This is a genomic window from Streptomyces sp. NPDC059989 (assembly GCF_042736975.1).
In the GTDB taxonomy this organism is placed as follows: domain Bacteria; phylum Actinomycetota; class Actinomycetes; order Streptomycetales; family Streptomycetaceae; genus Streptomyces.
The window spans coordinates 1-14,724 of record NZ_JBHWUO010000063.1 but is presented as its reverse complement, the minus strand read 5'-3'; the positions used below and the strand labels follow the sequence as shown (position 1 = coordinate 14,724).

General features: G+C 70.7%; 13 protein-coding genes. 7 read left to right on the top strand and 6 right to left on the bottom strand.

Annotation, left to right across the window (positions count from 1 at the left end; translation table 11 throughout):
* Nucleotides 1–246 precede the first annotated feature (246 nt).
* Nucleotides 247–777 carry a hypothetical protein gene (locus ACFWBN_RS34805; RefSeq protein ID WP_385184107.1) on the bottom strand — a complete coding sequence of 177 codons (531 nt, stop codon included), beginning with the start codon at nt 775–777 and terminating at the stop codon, nt 247–249.
* Nucleotides 778–1,027: 250 nt separating this feature from the next.
* On the opposite strand from ACFWBN_RS34805, the gene fmt reads away from it, so the two are divergent.
* The gene (gene fmt / locus ACFWBN_RS34800) at nt 1,028–1,972 is read left to right on the top strand and encodes a methionyl-tRNA formyltransferase (RefSeq protein WP_385184104.1); all 945 of its coding nucleotides are present in this window, start codon (nt 1,028–1,030) and stop codon (nt 1,970–1,972) included.
* A gap of 84 nt (nt 1,973–2,056) precedes the next feature.
* Nucleotides 2,057–3,541, top strand: coding sequence for an RsmB/NOP family class I SAM-dependent RNA methyltransferase (locus ACFWBN_RS34795; RefSeq protein WP_385184100.1), 1,485 nt, complete (start codon nt 2,057–2,059; stop codon nt 3,539–3,541).
* A gap of 50 nt (nt 3,542–3,591) precedes the next feature.
* Here the strand turns inward: ACFWBN_RS34795 and ACFWBN_RS34790 are convergent, their stop codons facing one another.
* The 3 genes from ACFWBN_RS34790 to ACFWBN_RS34780 form a co-directional block, all read right to left on the bottom strand.
* Nucleotides 3,592–4,836, bottom strand: a complete 1,245-nt coding sequence (locus ACFWBN_RS34790; RefSeq protein ID WP_385184097.1) for a cytochrome P450 — start codon at nt 4,834–4,836, stop codon at nt 3,592–3,594.
* A gap of 57 nt (nt 4,837–4,893) precedes the next feature.
* Nucleotides 4,894–5,112 (bottom strand): hypothetical protein, encoded by a 219-nt coding sequence (locus ACFWBN_RS34785; RefSeq protein ID WP_385184094.1) that lies wholly within the window; start codon nt 5,110–5,112, stop codon nt 4,894–4,896.
* 140 nt (nt 5,113–5,252) lie between these two features.
* Nucleotides 5,253–6,224, bottom strand: a complete 972-nt coding sequence (locus ACFWBN_RS34780; RefSeq protein WP_385184154.1) for an aldo/keto reductase — start codon at nt 6,222–6,224, stop codon at nt 5,253–5,255.
* A 353-nt stretch (nt 6,225–6,577) separates the two neighbouring features.
* Between ACFWBN_RS34780 and ACFWBN_RS34775 the strand changes: the two genes are divergently transcribed.
* The 5 genes from ACFWBN_RS34775 to ACFWBN_RS34755 all read left to right on the top strand — a co-directional run bounded on the left by ACFWBN_RS34775 (nt 6,578) and on the right by ACFWBN_RS34755 (nt 11,539).
* Nucleotides 6,578–7,069, top strand: coding sequence for an SCO4225 family membrane protein (locus ACFWBN_RS34775; protein WP_385184092.1), 492 nt, complete (start codon nt 6,578–6,580; stop codon nt 7,067–7,069).
* 993 nt (nt 7,070–8,062) lie between these two features.
* Complete coding sequence (locus tag ACFWBN_RS34770) at nt 8,063–8,446, top strand: VOC family protein (RefSeq protein ID WP_385184090.1); 384 nt, start codon at nt 8,063–8,065, stop codon at nt 8,444–8,446.
* The gene (locus ACFWBN_RS34765) at nt 8,443–9,318 is read left to right on the top strand and encodes a sigma-70 family RNA polymerase sigma factor (RefSeq protein WP_385184087.1); all 876 of its coding nucleotides are present in this window, start codon (nt 8,443–8,445) and stop codon (nt 9,316–9,318) included. Before ACFWBN_RS34770 ends, ACFWBN_RS34765 begins: the two co-directional genes overlap by 4 nt.
* A gap of 449 nt (nt 9,319–9,767) precedes the next feature.
* The gene (locus ACFWBN_RS34760; RefSeq protein ID WP_385184085.1) at nt 9,768–10,079 is read left to right on the top strand and encodes a hypothetical protein; all 312 of its coding nucleotides are present in this window, start codon (nt 9,768–9,770) and stop codon (nt 10,077–10,079) included.
* Between the two features lie 260 nt (nt 10,080–10,339).
* Entirely contained in the window at nt 10,340–11,539 is a 1,200-nt protein-coding gene (locus tag ACFWBN_RS34755) for a hypothetical protein (RefSeq protein WP_385184083.1), read from the top strand.
* A 50-nt stretch (nt 11,540–11,589) separates the two neighbouring features.
* Here the strand turns inward: ACFWBN_RS34755 and ACFWBN_RS34750 are convergent, their stop codons facing one another.
* Nucleotides 11,590–13,065, bottom strand: coding sequence for an ISL3 family transposase (locus ACFWBN_RS34750; protein ID WP_385184151.1), 1,476 nt, complete (start codon nt 13,063–13,065; stop codon nt 11,590–11,592).
* A 251-nt stretch (nt 13,066–13,316) separates the two neighbouring features.
* A complete protein-coding gene (locus ACFWBN_RS34745; RefSeq protein ID WP_385184080.1) occupies nt 13,317–13,811 on the bottom strand; it encodes a hypothetical protein in 495 nt (164 codons plus the stop codon).
* Nucleotides 13,812–14,724: the final 913 nt, after the last annotated feature.

The following is a 14,724-nucleotide window of genomic DNA, read 5'->3' as shown; positions in this document are numbered from 1 at the left end:
GGGTCCGGGGCGGAGCCCCGGGAGCGGCGGCCGGGGTCGCAAGCCCCGCCGCGCGGCGGAGCCGCAAATGCGGCACAGCGGGAAGGGGCGGGGTGGGGGAAGCCGCCCGCAGGGCAGCGGACCGCGGCGGGACGCCGAACGCCCCCGGTGGGAGCGGCCGGGTGGGGCGCTCCCACCGGGGGCGGGGTCAGGCACGGCGGTCCGGTCCTGCCGTCAGGGGTCGGCGTCCCGGCGGCGGCCGAACGGTCAGCCGTTCCGGGGACCGGGGAAGGCGGCCGGGCGGGACGCACCCGCCGCACCCGCCGCGGCCTGGGACTCCTCGCGCAGCGGCTGCGGCGGCACCGAGCGCGCCGCCGGAATCGAGGGCAGCGGCCCCAGCGTCCGCGTCGTCGTGCCCTCGGCCGGCGGCTCGACGGACTCCGCCGCCTGCGCGCGCCGCGCACCGTACCGCCGGTGCACGGCCTGCTTGGTGACGCCGAGCGCCGAACCGACCGCGTCCCACGAGAAGCCGAGCGAGCGGTCGAAGTCCACCGCGGCGGTGACCAGCGTCTCGACGCTGTCCCGCAGCTCCTGGGCGAGGCGGACGGTGGGCGCGGGCGCCCGGCCGTAGACGACGAAGCCCGTGGAGGGGCCTGAGCGGCGCGGGCGGTACACGTTGCCGAGCTGGGCGGTGAGCGTACGCAGAGCATCCACCTGCCGGCGAACCCGCTCGATGTCCCGCACCAACAGGTGCAGGCTGGCCCGGGCTTGGGCGTCGTGGGTGGCGTGGTCGGCCATGAAGAAGCCTCTCGAACCGGTGCTGAAGGGCGGATCGGGCCGCAGACACCGTTCACAACGCGGCCCGTTTTGGTCAATCTCTCTTGACCAACGCGCCACCCGGCGCCCAGGTCACGCTGTGGGGGCGTGTCGGCATATGCGAGAGGCGCGTGTGTGTGCGTACGCCCCCTCGACACCACAGGTGGGTGGCCCGGCGTACGCCCCATAGACTGGTGCGCTGCTGACAGCCGAGATAGCGAGGTAGGACCCAGTGAAGCTCGTCTTCGCAGGCACCCCCGAGGTCGCCGTGCCCGCCCTGGACGCCCTGATCGCCTCCGGGCGGCACGAGGTCGCGGCCGTCGTCACCCGGCCCGACGCACCGGCCGGCCGCGGTCGCCGGCTCGTCGCCAGCCCGGTCGCCGAGCGCGCCGAGGAGGCCGGGATCGAGGTCCTGAAGCCCACCCGGCCGCGCGACCCCGAGTTCCAGGCCCGGCTGCGCGAGATCGACCCCGACTGCTGCCCGGTCGTCGCCTACGGGGCCCTGCTGCCCAAGAGCGCCCTCGAGATCCCCCGCCACGGGTGGGTCAACCTGCACTTCTCGCTGCTGCCGGCCTGGCGCGGGGCCGCGCCGGTCCAGCACTCGATCATGGCGGGGGACCAGGTCACCGGCGCCTCCACCTTCCAGATCGAGGAGGGCCTGGACTCCGGCCCGGTCTACGGCATCCTCACCGAGGAGGTCCGTCCCACCGACACCAGCGGCGACCTCCTGACCCGCCTCGCCTTCGCCGGGGCCGGCCTGCTCGCCGCCACCATGGACGGCATCGAGGACGGCACCCTGCGCGCGGTCGAGCAGCCCGTCGACGGGATCTCCGTCGCGCCCAAGATCACCGTGGAGGACGCCCGGATCGACTGGACGGCCCCCGCGATGCGCGCCGACCGCGTCGTACGCGGCTGCACCCCGGCCCCCGGCGCCTGGACCGTATTCCGCGGCGAGCGGCTCAAGCTGATCTCGGTCGGCCTGGTGACCGACCGCACCGACCTCGCCCCCGGCGTGCTGGCCCCCGCCAAGAACAACGTCTACGTCGGCACCGGCTCGCACGCCGTGGAGCTGCTCTGGGTACAGCCCCAGGGCAAGAAGCCGATGCGCGGCGCCGACTGGGCGCGCGGGGTGCGGATCGCCCCCGGCGAGCGGCTCGGCGGGGCGGACGTAGGCTGAACCGTGTAGCCGTGCCGGCCTGACCGCCGGCACCCGCAGTACCTCGTCACTCCCGTAGCACTCGTAAATCCGGAGCACCTTTCAGTGAGCGAACAGCCCCGTCGTCGTCCCGCCGCCGCAGGCGCGGGTGGCAAGCCGCCGCGCCAGGCCAAGCAGGCCAAGCCGTACCGCAGGCCGCAGAAGGACCCCGTCCGGATGCTGGCCTTCGAGGTGCTGCGGGCGGTGGACGAGCGCGACGCGTACGCGAACCTCGTACTGCCCCCGCTGCTGCGCAAGGCCCGCCAGGACGAGAGCTTCCAGGCGCGCGACGCGGCACTGGCCACCGAACTGGTCTACGGGACGCTGCGCCGGCAGGGCACGTACGACGCGGTCATCAAGGCGTGCATCGACCGGCCGCTGCGCGAGGTGGACCCGCCGGTGCTGGACGTGCTCTCGCTCGGCGCCCACCAGCTCCTCGGCACCCGCATCCCGACGCACGCGGCCGTCTCGGCGAGCGTGGAGCTCGCCCGGGTGGTGCTCGGCGACGGGCGCGCGAAGTTCGTCAACGCCGTACTGCGCAAGATCGCCGCGCACGACCTGGACGGCTGGCTGGAGCGGGTCGCACCGCCGTACGAGGACGACGCCGAGGAACACCTCGCCGTCTACCACTCGCACCCGCGCTGGGTCGTCAGCGCCCTGTGGGACTCCCTGGGCGGCGGACGCGCCGGGATCGAGGACCTGCTGGAGGCCGACAACGAACGGCCCGAGGTCACCCTGGTCGCACGGCCGGGCCGGTCCACGCCGGAGGAACTGGTGGAGGCGGTCGGCGAGGACTCGGCGCTGCCGGGCCGCTGGTCCCCGTACGCCGTCCGGATGGCCGAGGGCGGCGAGCCGGGCGCACTGGAGGCCGTGCGCGACGGGCGCGCGGGCGTCCAGGACGAGGGCAGCCAGCTGGTGGCCATGGCCCTCGCGGCCGCGCCCGTAGAAGGCCGCGACGAGCGCTGGCTGGACGGCTGCGCGGGCCCCGGCGGCAAGGCGGCCCTGCTCGCGGCGCTCGCGGCGCAGCGCGGGGCGTTCCTGCTGGCCTCCGAGAAGCAGCCGCACCGGGCGCGCCTCGTGGAGCACGCCCTGGCCGGCAACCCCGGCCCGTACCAGGTCATCGCGGCCGACGGCACCCGGCCGCCGTGGCTGCCGGGCTCCTTCGACCGCGTCCTGATGGACGTGCCCTGCACCGGCCTCGGCGCCCTGCGCCGCCGCCCGGAGGCCCGCTGGCGCCGCCGCCCCGAGGACCTGGAGGGCTTCGCCCCGCTCCAGCGGTCCCTGCTGCGCGAGGCCCTGTCGGCCGTCCGGGTGGGCGGCATCGTGGGCTACGCGACGTGCTCCCCGCACCTGGCGGAGACCCGCGTCGTCGTCGAGGACGTCCTGAAGGGCCGCGGCGCGGGCAACTCCCCGGTCGCCGCCGAACTGATCGACGCCCGCCCGTACATGGCGGGCGTCCCCGCCCTGGGCGACGGGCCGGACGTCCAGCTCTGGCCGCACCTGCACGGGACGGACGCGATGTACCTGGCCCTGCTGCGGCGGGTGGCGTAGCGGCCGCGCGGGCGTGCGGGGGCTCGGGCCGCTGTCATGCACTCGCCTCCTTACGGGGAGCGGGTGGCCACGTCGAAGGCGAGCCCGCGGGGTTGCAGGATGGTGCGCGTGCTGAACACAGGCACTGTGCCCGCCGTACGGCTGAGCCGGTAGCGGCCGGCGAGCGTCGCGGTGGCGACGACCATCGCGACCATCGCGAAGTGCGCCCCCAGACAGTTCCGGGGCCCGCCGCCGAACGGCATGAAGGCGTACTTGGGCAGCGGGGTGGCAGTGGACCGCTCGATCCAGCGGTCGGGGCGGAAAGCCGTCGGCTGGTCGTAGTGGCGCGGGTCCCGGTGGAGCACGAAGGGACTGACGGCCACTCGCTGACCGGGGTGCAGGGGGTGGCCAGCGAGCTCGGTGGGCTGCTCGACCGTCCTCTCCAGCATCCAGAGCGGCGGATAGAGCCGAAGCGTCTCCTTCACGACGGCCTCGGTGACGACCAGGCGGGGCACATCGGACGCGGTCGGCAGCCGGCCCGTCAGCTCCCCGTCGACCTCGTCCCGTACCCGGCTGTGTACGTCAGGCTGCTGGTCGAGGAGGAGGAAGAGCCAGGCCAGCGCGGCCGCGGTGGTCTCATGGGCGGCGAAAAGGATCGCCACGACGATACTGGCCGCACCCCTGGGGGTGATCGCTCCCTCGTCGCACGCAGCGTTGAGGAGGTCCGCGACCACTCCGGAGCAGCCCTCCTGCCGCGTTCTGCGCCCCTCGATCAGGCGGGACACTTCGGAGGCCAGCTCCCGGCCGACACGATGAAGACGCCGCTTGCGCAGTGACGGCCAGCGGGCGGGCAGCGACACCGTGCCGGGCAGCAGCGCATCCTGCAGACGGGCCACCAGGGCGGGAACGTTGCCGACCTCGGGCCCCAGGCAGAACTCGGCTATGAGGTGGGCGCTGAGCTCTTCCAGCGCCGGGATCGCGTCGATCGTGCCCAGGGCCCGCCAGCTCTCCGCATGCCGGACCACCGTCGCCGCGAGGCGCTCCTCGGCGGCGCGTACACCGGTTCGGTTCAGTCCGTGGCCCGCCAGCTTGCGGGCCCGCATCCACCGGACCAGGTCTTCCGACGCGGAGCCTCCGTCGGCCTCCTCGCCCAGGAGGTCCCGGGTGATGGCGTAGGTGCTGTTGGTGTGCTTGAGGACCGCCTCCGCCAGGACCGGTGAGTTGACCATGTACAGCTCATCGTCGAAGCGGACCAGGTCGCCGTACTGCCGCTGGTGGAGCAGGAAGCCGAGCCGATCGCGCTCGAAGGCGCGCATCGCGCCCCGCCCCCCGGTCCCGACGGGACCGGGGGGAATGGAGGCCGACCGCATGGGTCAGAGTTCCTGTGCGTAGTAGTAATAATACGAACTGTCACTCGGATCGGACATTCCGAGCACGTGCCGTACCGAGCTCCGCTCGACCCGGGCTCCTGAGGGATCGCCGGCCAGGGAAGCGGAACTGGGTGCGGCCATGGCCGATCCGGCACCGATGAGCGCGGCGGCGGCGGAGACCGCCACGAGGACCATCTTGCGGATGGGAGTAAGGGCAGCCATGGCTGTCCTCCTTTCGGGCTGCCGGGCGGCGGATCCGCCCGGCCTCTTGCCCTCCATTGCGCCCGCCCGGGGGCCTGGGGACACGTCCCGGGACCTCGGGACATGGCTCCCGCCCGCCGGCGTGGCACAATGCCCCGGCCCTACGGCCGGGCGTAGAAGTTCCGCTCCCAGCGGTGCTTGGCGAGTACGGCGAGCTGCTCGGCGGTCAGGGGGCGGCCGTCGCTCACGGCCGTGTTGCGCTCCACGTTGCGGACGGTGCGCATGCCGGGGATGACGGTGGAGACGGCCGGCGCGCTCAGTACGTAGCGCAGCGCGGTCTCCGCCATCTCGCCCGTGGAGATGCCCAGGTCGGCGGTGATCGCGTCGATGTGCCGCTCGACCTGCGCGGGGCGGTCGCCGCGGAAGTAGCGGCTGCGGAAGTCCCCTTCGGGGAAGGTGGACCCGGCCGTGACGCGCCCCGTCAGGCCGCCCTCGTCGAGGGCCACGCGGACGATCACGCCGACGCCCTCCTCCTCGCAGGCGGGGAAGAGGGTGTCGGCCGGGGACTGGTCGAAGATGTTGTAGATCACCTGCACGGTGTCCACCACACCGCTGCGCACCAGGGCGAGGGCGTTCTCCGGCTGGTGGTCGTTGATCGAGACGCCGAAGAGGCGGATCTTGCCCTGCTGCTTCAGCTCGGCGATGGTCTCCAGCCAGTCGCCGCGGCCGACCCATTCGTCGCTCCAGACGTGGAACTGCAGGACGTCGAAGTGGTCCAGGCCGCTGGCGCGCAGGCTGGTCTCCAGGCTTTCGCGGATGTGCGCGCCGGGGAAGGCCTCCGAGGGGTCGAGCCCGTCGGGGGCGGGCCAGACGCGGTTCTTGGGCGGCACCTTGGTCGCCACGTACACCTGCTCGCCGGCCCGCTCGCGCACCACCTGGCCGACGATGCGCTCGCTGTCGCCGTAGCCGCGAGCGGTGTCGATGAGGTTCACGCCGAGGTCGATGGAGCGGTGCAGGGCGCGCAGCGACTCGTCCTCGGTGGCCCCCACCCAACCGGACGCGCCGATGCCCCAGGCCCCGTAGCCGATCTCCGACACCGACAGTCCGCTGCGTCCCAGGTTGCGGTAGTGCACGGTCGTCCTCCAGGTCATGTCGTGCCACGAGCCCTGCCATGGCATGGGAGGGCATGGTCCCAGTCCCTGGCGACCCTAGGGGATGGGGCGGCAAGGGGGCGGGGGGATTTTCGGGCGATGGCCGGGGCCGTGACATCCGCCCGGCTCGGGCTGGGTGCGGGGGGCAGGTCGGGCTGAGTAGTCGTACTCAGGTGCGGGGGCTGGGGGGTCCCAATACTGGCTCGGACGAACGACGAACGATGAACGGCGATCGACGAACGACGAACGACGAACGACGAACGACGAACGATGAACGACGAACGACGAACGACGAACGACGAACGGTGAACGGTGAACGGTGAACGGGGCAGCCAGTGGGACGAGGAAGAGTCCGGTCAAGGCTCGAAGTGTGGGTGCCGGGCGGTTACTTGGCCGTGGTGATCGGGCTGCAGGTCTGGGTGGAGGTGCTCAGCCGGACCGGGGACGCGGGCTTCGCCGGCGTCTGGACGCTGCTCGCCATAGCACCGTTCAGCATCCTGGCACTGGTGCCCTCCGCGCCCGTTCCCGAGGCGCCCGTCGAACCGCCGGAGGGGCTCGTCCACACCGGCCCGGAGCCGCCCACACCCTTGCCGTTGGAACTGGCCCCGCCTCCGCCTCCGCCTCCGCCTCCGCCTCCGCCTCCGCCTCCGCCTCCGCCTCCGCCTCCGGCCGACTGGACACCGGATCCATCCATCGCCGAGCCGGTCGATGCGTGGATGGGGTTCGGCTTCTACGGCGTGATCCTGGTCGGCGCCCTGCTGAACGCGACGCTGCTCTGGGCGCTGGTACGCGGCCTGGTGCGTTGGAGGCGGGGCGGGGGGCGGTAGACGGGAGCCGGGCGGGCGGGTCCATTCTGCTGGTCGGTGGCTTCGGGGGTCGGGACCCAAGCGGGGGGCATCAGGGAGGGTTTGGGGGTTTCCCGTCAGTCTCATCGTCTCTCCGTGTCGGGCCGGCCTGTCAAGGGCGCTCCCTGCGGTCGCGTCGCTTCGCGATGGCCTTCGGCCACCCTTGACAGGCCGTCCCGCCACGGAAATACGAAGACTGCCGGGAACCCCCCAAAAGAACGGCACGGGTCAGAGGGACCGGGGGCGGGGAGATCAGGGAGCGACCGCCCGGTTCCCGGTTCATCCTGACGAGCGCCCGGGCCCATAGGCATGCATGTTCCGAGTCGGGGGCGGCCCTACCTGCACGAAACAGCGGCGAGAAGCCCATCCGGAGCCGCAGACGCCTCAAATCGCTACGCGCTCCTCGCGGCTTAGCGTCCGGCGGCCGTCTGGGGCTGGGAATAGGCCGCCACTAATCGCTACGCGGCTGAGGTGAGTGGGCGGCGATCAGACCGGCATGGGCTGGGCATAGGCCGCCCACGATGGGGTGGGTGTGGGGGCTGGTGGGCGTCTGCGGGCGGTCGGCGGGGCGCCCGCCTGCAGACGACGTGCCGTGGGCAGGCGTCTGGGGCCAGTTGGCGGACCCGCCAGCAGAAGAAGTCCCGTGGCGGGCGCCTGCGCGTAGTCGGCAGCGCCTACCTGACGAGTGCGGCGGTTCGAGACGGCCCCGGACGGCGGTCCTTTACCGCTGATGGCGCTCTTGGAATCTCCTCAGGGGGCGCTCTCGTTGGGGCTAAACCTGCTCAGTTGATCTCCTCATCCTTTGCCTGATCTTCCTCGGCGTGCCGGGCTGTACTCGTATTGCCGAGCTACACCGCAGGCGTCCGGCATCCGCTCGGATGGACCGCTCCTGTTACCTTCTCCCGCCGGCATTCGTCAGAGGTGTGACGGCCGAACAGGAATGGTCGTCGCGCCAACGAGTGAATCGGGAACCGGATGCTGACCAACATCATGTACGTGACGATCTACGTCACCGATCAGGACCGTGCGCTGGAGTTCTACACCGAGGGACTCGGCCTGGAGAGGCGGATCGACTTTCCGGGGCCCGACGGACGTTTCCTCACTGTCGGTGTTCCCGACAGCCCGGTGCAGATCATCCTGTGGTCGCATGCGGCGGCCGCGGGACAGCCGGGCGGCGCGGGCGCGCCCGGTCCGCTGATCCTCGAATCCGAGGACCTGCGGAAGGATTTCGAGATCCTGCGCCGTCGAGGCGTTGTCTTCGAAGAGTCCGAACCCGTGGACTATCCGTTCGGGGTCCGCATCGAGGCGGTGGACCCGGACGGCAACCGGGTCTCGCTCCGTCAGCAGCGAAAGCCGTGACCGCCCACCCGTCCGGCTTCGTGATCGAGGCGTTCGAGGCCCAGCGCGATCGGCTGCGCGCCGTCGCATACCGCGTGCTGGGCTCGCACGCCGATGCCGAGGACGTGGTCCAGGAAGCCTGGATGCGCCTCGTCCGTCAGGACGAGGCGGCCATCGGCAATCTGGCGGGCTGGCTGACGACCGTGGTCGGCCGAATTAGCCTGGACCTCCTGAGATCCCGCCGAGCCCACCCCGAAACGGCCTACGAGCAAGAGTTCGCGAACCTCGTGGTGTTGCCCGACGATGACCCCGCGCCGGATGAGCAGGTGGCGCTGGCCGATTCGGTCGGGCTCGCCCTGCTCGTCGTGCTCGACTCGCTCACCCCGAGCGAACGCCTGGCGTTCGTCCTGCACGACATGTTCGCGGTCCCGTTCCAGGAAATCGGCCAGATCCTGGGCAAATCCACCGACGCCACCAAGATGATCGCCAGCCGCGCCCGCCGCAAGGTCCAAGCCACGGACCGGCCGGCGGGCCCCGGCCGCGAGCACCGAGAGGTCGTGCAGGCATTCAGCGCAGCCGCCCTCAGCGGCGACTTCGAAGCGCTCCTGCGTGTCCTCGACCCGAACGTGAAGCTGACCGTCGACACCCCCGACGGCGTGGTCGTCACCCTCGGCGCCACCAAGGTCGCCGCCGGCGCCCGCATGTTCTCAGGCGAGGCCGCCCACCATCGACCCGTGCTGGTCAACGGCATCCCCGGCCACATGTCCTGGCGCCCCGACGGAAGCCCTCTCTCCCTCATCGCCTTCACCGTCACCGAAGGCCGGATCACCGGCATCCACATCGTCGTCGACCCGGACAAACTCGCCTCGATCCATCTGCCCACCCCGGACTGAGCCGGTGCCGTCAGGGTCTGCCGTGCCGACCGAGCACGACGAGCAGGCGGTCGGATCCGGGGCGGTCCCCGGCGGAGCCGGCTCACCTCGTCGAGGTCATCGGGTGGCCGGCCGACCCGCTACCGGCAAGGCCGATCCTCCCATCGTGGGCCACGGGGCGTAGGGGTCCTCGCACAGCTCCTGAACCAACTGAGGCGAAGAGCAGCACTGGGGAGAATTCGGGCTCTGGCCGGAGTTCCGTGAATTCCCAGCTCAGGGGTCGAGTGAAGGAACGTTCCGGCAGGGCATGCGTGACTGGTGGGGGTTGGCTCGCTGGATGATGTGCTGTTCCAGCACGTTGATGTGCGGCTGAAGGCAGTGGACTTCACGGCGGAGGCGCTGGTCGTGGTGGCGATCGCGTGTGGGCCTCTGCCCAGATGCCCGGGATGTCGTGCCTCAGGGCTCGTCGGGTGCACTCCTGTTATGCGCGGTGCCTGGCCGAGGGCGAGGACCGCTTGTTCGGCTGGTCCACCGATGCCGCAGCCGATGCGCTGGCCGAGCTGGCGGCGGGGGAGTCCGGGCTGACCGTGAAGCGGCTGACCGCGCCTGGTACGGCGGCGCTGGGGGATGTGCGGGTGTTGGACCGCTTCCGGTCGGGGTCGGGGGGCCTGCGCGTGGGGCTGTCGTGCCCGACCCGCCTGCGGGGTACTGCGGTGGGCTCGGCGAGGGTGGTCCGGCACGGCGTGACGTACGCGGGCCTGGGGAAGGAGTGCGTGTGCTAGCGCACGACTACGGCCGCGTTCTTCCGGTGTCCTGGTGCCCGGAGCACGGGCGGCCGCTGAGTCCGTAATGGAGTGGCACCCTGGAGGTGGGATCCTCTGCGCCGATCTGGCCCGGGGGCATACGCACGCCTGCACCGGTATCTGAACAGTGGGGAGGGGCGCCGTGCCCGGGGCACGCCGCCCTGCTCTGCATCCAGACCGGCAAGAACCTCTCAGTCCCGGTGGTTCGAGGGCTTCTCCTTGTAACACCAGTGGGATGCATGGACGATGGCATCATGAACGGGGAGGAAGCTAGAGCAGTCATCCGCTCCCAGGAGGAGCGCACCCGGCTGCGCCTCGAGGAGGCCATACGTGCTCATGGCCACAAAGCCCAGGCTCTTGCCGACGCACTCGAACCGTGGCGAGGCGGCCGGTCGGCCAACCTCTGGGGGACGGCCACGAAACCGGGCGCACTCAAGGCCTTCTACGACGCTTACGAGTGGCTTGAAGGCGGAGCGAACACGGTGCCAGGAGCACTCAGATACTCCATCGTTACTTCGAAAGACCCGTCGGGCCGCCCTCGTGCCACCACGTATGCCCCTCTTGACCTCGACCGCTATCCGAAGAGGCGTTCGGATAGGCTGCATGAGCAGATCAGGTCAGGCAAAGCCGACAACAGCATCGAAAACTTGCACTGGGCTCTTCGGGAGCTTGCTGAGACGTGCCGGGAAGCCTCGGTGGCTCCTGTCCTGCACCTTCCCGACGACGTTCATCCACCCCGGCATGGCAAGCTTCCCGACGGCGTGATCGCGCGGAACCTTGCCGAGGACATCACTGCGGCCATCGCCCAAGGCCGGGCACTCCACGCGAACCTTGCCGCAGGCTTGCCGCCGTTGCCCGCCCTGGAGTCGTGGAGGGATTCGACGCGTAGGGCCACCATATTCAGGGCCCACGACTTGATGGAAGGCATTGAAGCCTGCCGTGCGTCGATCGTCCCAGATCCCACGGCCCTCGGCCGTGCCTATCTTGCAATCGCTCTGGAGTACTTGGAGGAACTGATGGATCGTCTGCCCGACTACGCGGAGGCGTCCGGACAGAGCAAACACGATCAAGTCACCGTCCACGGGAACGTCGGGGTCATCGGCTCGGTGTCGAAGAGCCACATCTCCGTGGCCGAGACGGTTACCAACATCGGTACCGCCACCGAGGCGCTCGCGGGCCGCGGCGACACCGACCTCGCAGTCGCCATCCGCGCACTGACCCAAGCCATTCAACAAGCCTCCGAACTGGCCGATGATCAGCGCGCCCAGCTGCTGGACAATGTCGCTGACATCGCCGACGCGGCGGCCGCGCCAGACGCGCCCCGCAGTCTCAGCCGCGCCAGGGCCGCTATGGCCGTGATCACCAGTGCGGCTGGAGCGTCGACTCAACTTACGCAGGCTGCCGGCACCTTGCACCAAGTTGCCAGCCAGCTCTTCTGACGCCGCTGATGGCGGTCTTTGAAACGGGCTCTGACCGGGTCCCGTGAATCTCATAGTCGGGTGAGGATGCGTGTGCGGAGGAGGGTGAAGGACGCTCGGCCGTACATGGCTCTCTTGAGTGTTTTCACGCGGTTGACGTGGCCTTCGACGATGCCTGAGCTCCAGTGGAAGGTGAGTCCTGCGGTGACGGCGTCGAGGTCGCCGCGGAGGAAGCCAGCGAATCCGCTGATGGGCTTGGGTGCGTCCTTCTCGGCCTGGCGGATCCATTCGGTCAGCAGGAAGCCGCGTCGGTTCCGAAGGAGTTCGGCGAAGGCCCGGGCGAGGTCGCAGGCTCGGGCGATGTCCGGGCAGGCGATCCGCACGTCGAGCAAACTGCGGGCGAGGTCGGGCGGGAGGGTGTCCTGCGGTCGCATGATCCAGCCGGTGATCTTGCGGGGGCTGGGGATGTCGGCGCGGACGGGTTCGGCGTTGCCAGCTCGGAGGGCTGCGAGGTGTTTGCGGACGACCTGGCGGCTGCCGCGGTAGCCGCGTTCGCGGATCTCCAGGAAGAGACGGTTGCCGCTGACCTGGCCAAGGTTCTCGGTGAAGCGGGTGTTCAAGTAGGGCTTGAACGGCTCCAGCACTCCGGCCGGTCGGCGTTCGTTGGCGGAGGCCAGGAGCTGGTCGAGGTCGGTGTCACGGAAGCGCCGGACGGTCTTGCGGTCGAGGTGGAGCCGTCGGGCGATGGCGCTGATGGTCCAGCCGGCCGCGACGAGTTTGTGCACGTCGGCGTGGCGGTGGCGGGTCCGTTCGATGATCTGCGTCCGCGGCAGTTCGTGCAGTGGGAACTGCATCAGCGGGGGCGCCTCGGGTATGCGGGCGGTCTCTTCGTCGGCGCGTTTGCGCAGGCAGGCGCGGTGTTGGTGGCAGGTCTTCTCCACCGCGGCTGCGAGGTTTTGCAGCAGGTGCCAGCGGTCGGCGACTTCCACCGTGTCGGGGGCTGCTTCCTTGATCGCGCGGGTGTAGGCCGTGGCCCGGTCGCGGCAGATGATCTCGGCGCCGGGGTGTTCGCGCAGCCAGGCGGCGAAGGTCTCGGAAGTGCGGTCGGGCAGGACGTCCACGACAATGCCTGCCTCGACGTCCACCAGGAGGGTGCCGTAGGTGCGGCCCTTGCGGAAGGCGAACTCGTCGACGCCGAGGACCCGCGGGGACCGTTCCGGCGCCGTCGGAGGATCCAGGAGTTCCAGCAGGCGTGTGCGTCCTGCGACGAGGTGCAGGCGGCGGCACAGCCGTTCGCCGGCCCGGCCGCCGAGCTCGACCGCTACTTGGCGCAGCCAGCTCTTCAGCCCGAGGCTGGAGCGCCGATACCGCTCGCTCAATCCGCTGACCTGCTCGACAAACGTCCGACGCCGGCAGGTGGCCCGGTCGCAGAAGAACCGCCGGACCCTCAGCCTGACCAGCAGTCTTCTCCCGGCCAAGGGGCGCTCGGCCAGGCCCCGCTCATAGCAGGAGTGGACTCTCCGGGCCCGGGCACGGCAACCCGGCATCTGGGCGGCGGGCCGCACGCGGCCGCCACGACGACCAAGACCTCCGCGGTGAACTCCACGGATTCCAAGCGCACATCGATGTCCGGGAACAACACATCATCCAGCGAGCAGACCCCCACCAACCAGGCATGCCCTGCCGGAACGTTCCCGCACGCGGGCCTTGACCTGAGAAATCACGGAACTCCGGCCAGAGCCAGAATTCGGGATCGGCATCACCGCCGTCCGGGAAGCCTCCGTCCCGATCAGGCGGCCTATACGACCTGGATCACGAAGGGCTGCCGATTGTTGGCCGGGTTCTGGTCGTCGTCGCTCGTCACCGCGACGGAGCCGCCTTCCAGATTGCCGATGGGCACCCTGGGGGCGATCTTGACCGGGATCTGGGCGGTTGCACTGCGCAACACGGCGAGCCCGGCCGGGAAGGTGCAGCTCAGTTGGCGGCGGTCCTGGGACTCGGAGCAGTCCTCCGGGAAGAACGGTCCCTCCGCCGTGACCCCTTCCGGCAGGGTGATCACCACGGTGAACGGCGAGGCTGTCCGCTCCGGACCAATGTTGGAGATGTAGCCGTGCACCGTCGTGGTGCCGCCGGGTGCGGTGGCGTCCGGGTCCAACTGGACCACCTGCAGATCGGAGTTTGACGGTGCGGCCGCTTCGGCGGTGGCCGTCGGCACGATGGCGGCCATCAAGGCCGCGCCGACCACCAGCGCCCGGCGGCGGACACTGGAGCGGCGGACGATGTTGCGGATCATTCCGGTTCACCTCTGGTCGGGTGCGGGGGCGCGTCGTTGATCAGCCCCCGGCCGACCAACGACCGCCACCACAGCAAGGGTGCGAGCCCCACCACCCACACAGCCCAGGCCCCCGGGCCAGCACCCTCGGGCGGCCCTTCCCTCGTGGCGCCCGACCTCAGGGCAGCACCCAGGGGTGGGCGGCGCCCACCGGTAGGTGCAAGTGCGGTGGGTGGGCGCCTGCGGGTGGTTGGCGGGCACTCACGGGCGCCAGGAGTCCCCGTGATGGGTGCCTGCGGCTGGTTGGTGGCGGTCGCAGTCGTGAGACGGAGTGTTGGGTGCGTCTGCGGCTGGTTTTGTCGTGGAGAAGTGCCCAGATGGAGTCTGGTGCCGGACTCTTCAACCTCACACTCCGCCAAGCCGCTTGGCGGCCTCCAATCCGCCACCAAATCGCCACAAACTACCCGCTGTCGCCGTCTCGGGGACGCTTGTAGCGATCTCGGGCGGCTTATGTCCAGCCCATGCCGGGCTGATCGCCGCCCACTCACCTCAGCCGCGTAGCGATTGGTGGCGGCTTATTCCCAGCCCCAGACGGCCGCCGGACGCCAAGCCGCGAGGAGCGCGTAGCGATTTGACGCGTCTGCGTCTCCGGATGGGCTTCTCGCCGCTGTTTCGTGCAGGTAGAGCCGCCCCCGACCCGGAACATGCATGCCTGTCGGCCCCGGGCCCGGATCTTCCTGGTGCCCGCGCCCCCACCCCGGCCCGGCCTGGGTGGTGGGCATTGGCTGGCCCCTGGAATCGGGCGGCCGCTCCCTGATCTCCCTGCCCCTGTCTCCTCCGACCCGTGCCGTTCTTTTGGGGGGTTCCCGGCAGTCTTCGTATTTCCGTGGCGGGACGGCCTGTCAAGGGTGGCCGAAGGCCATCGCGAAGCGAC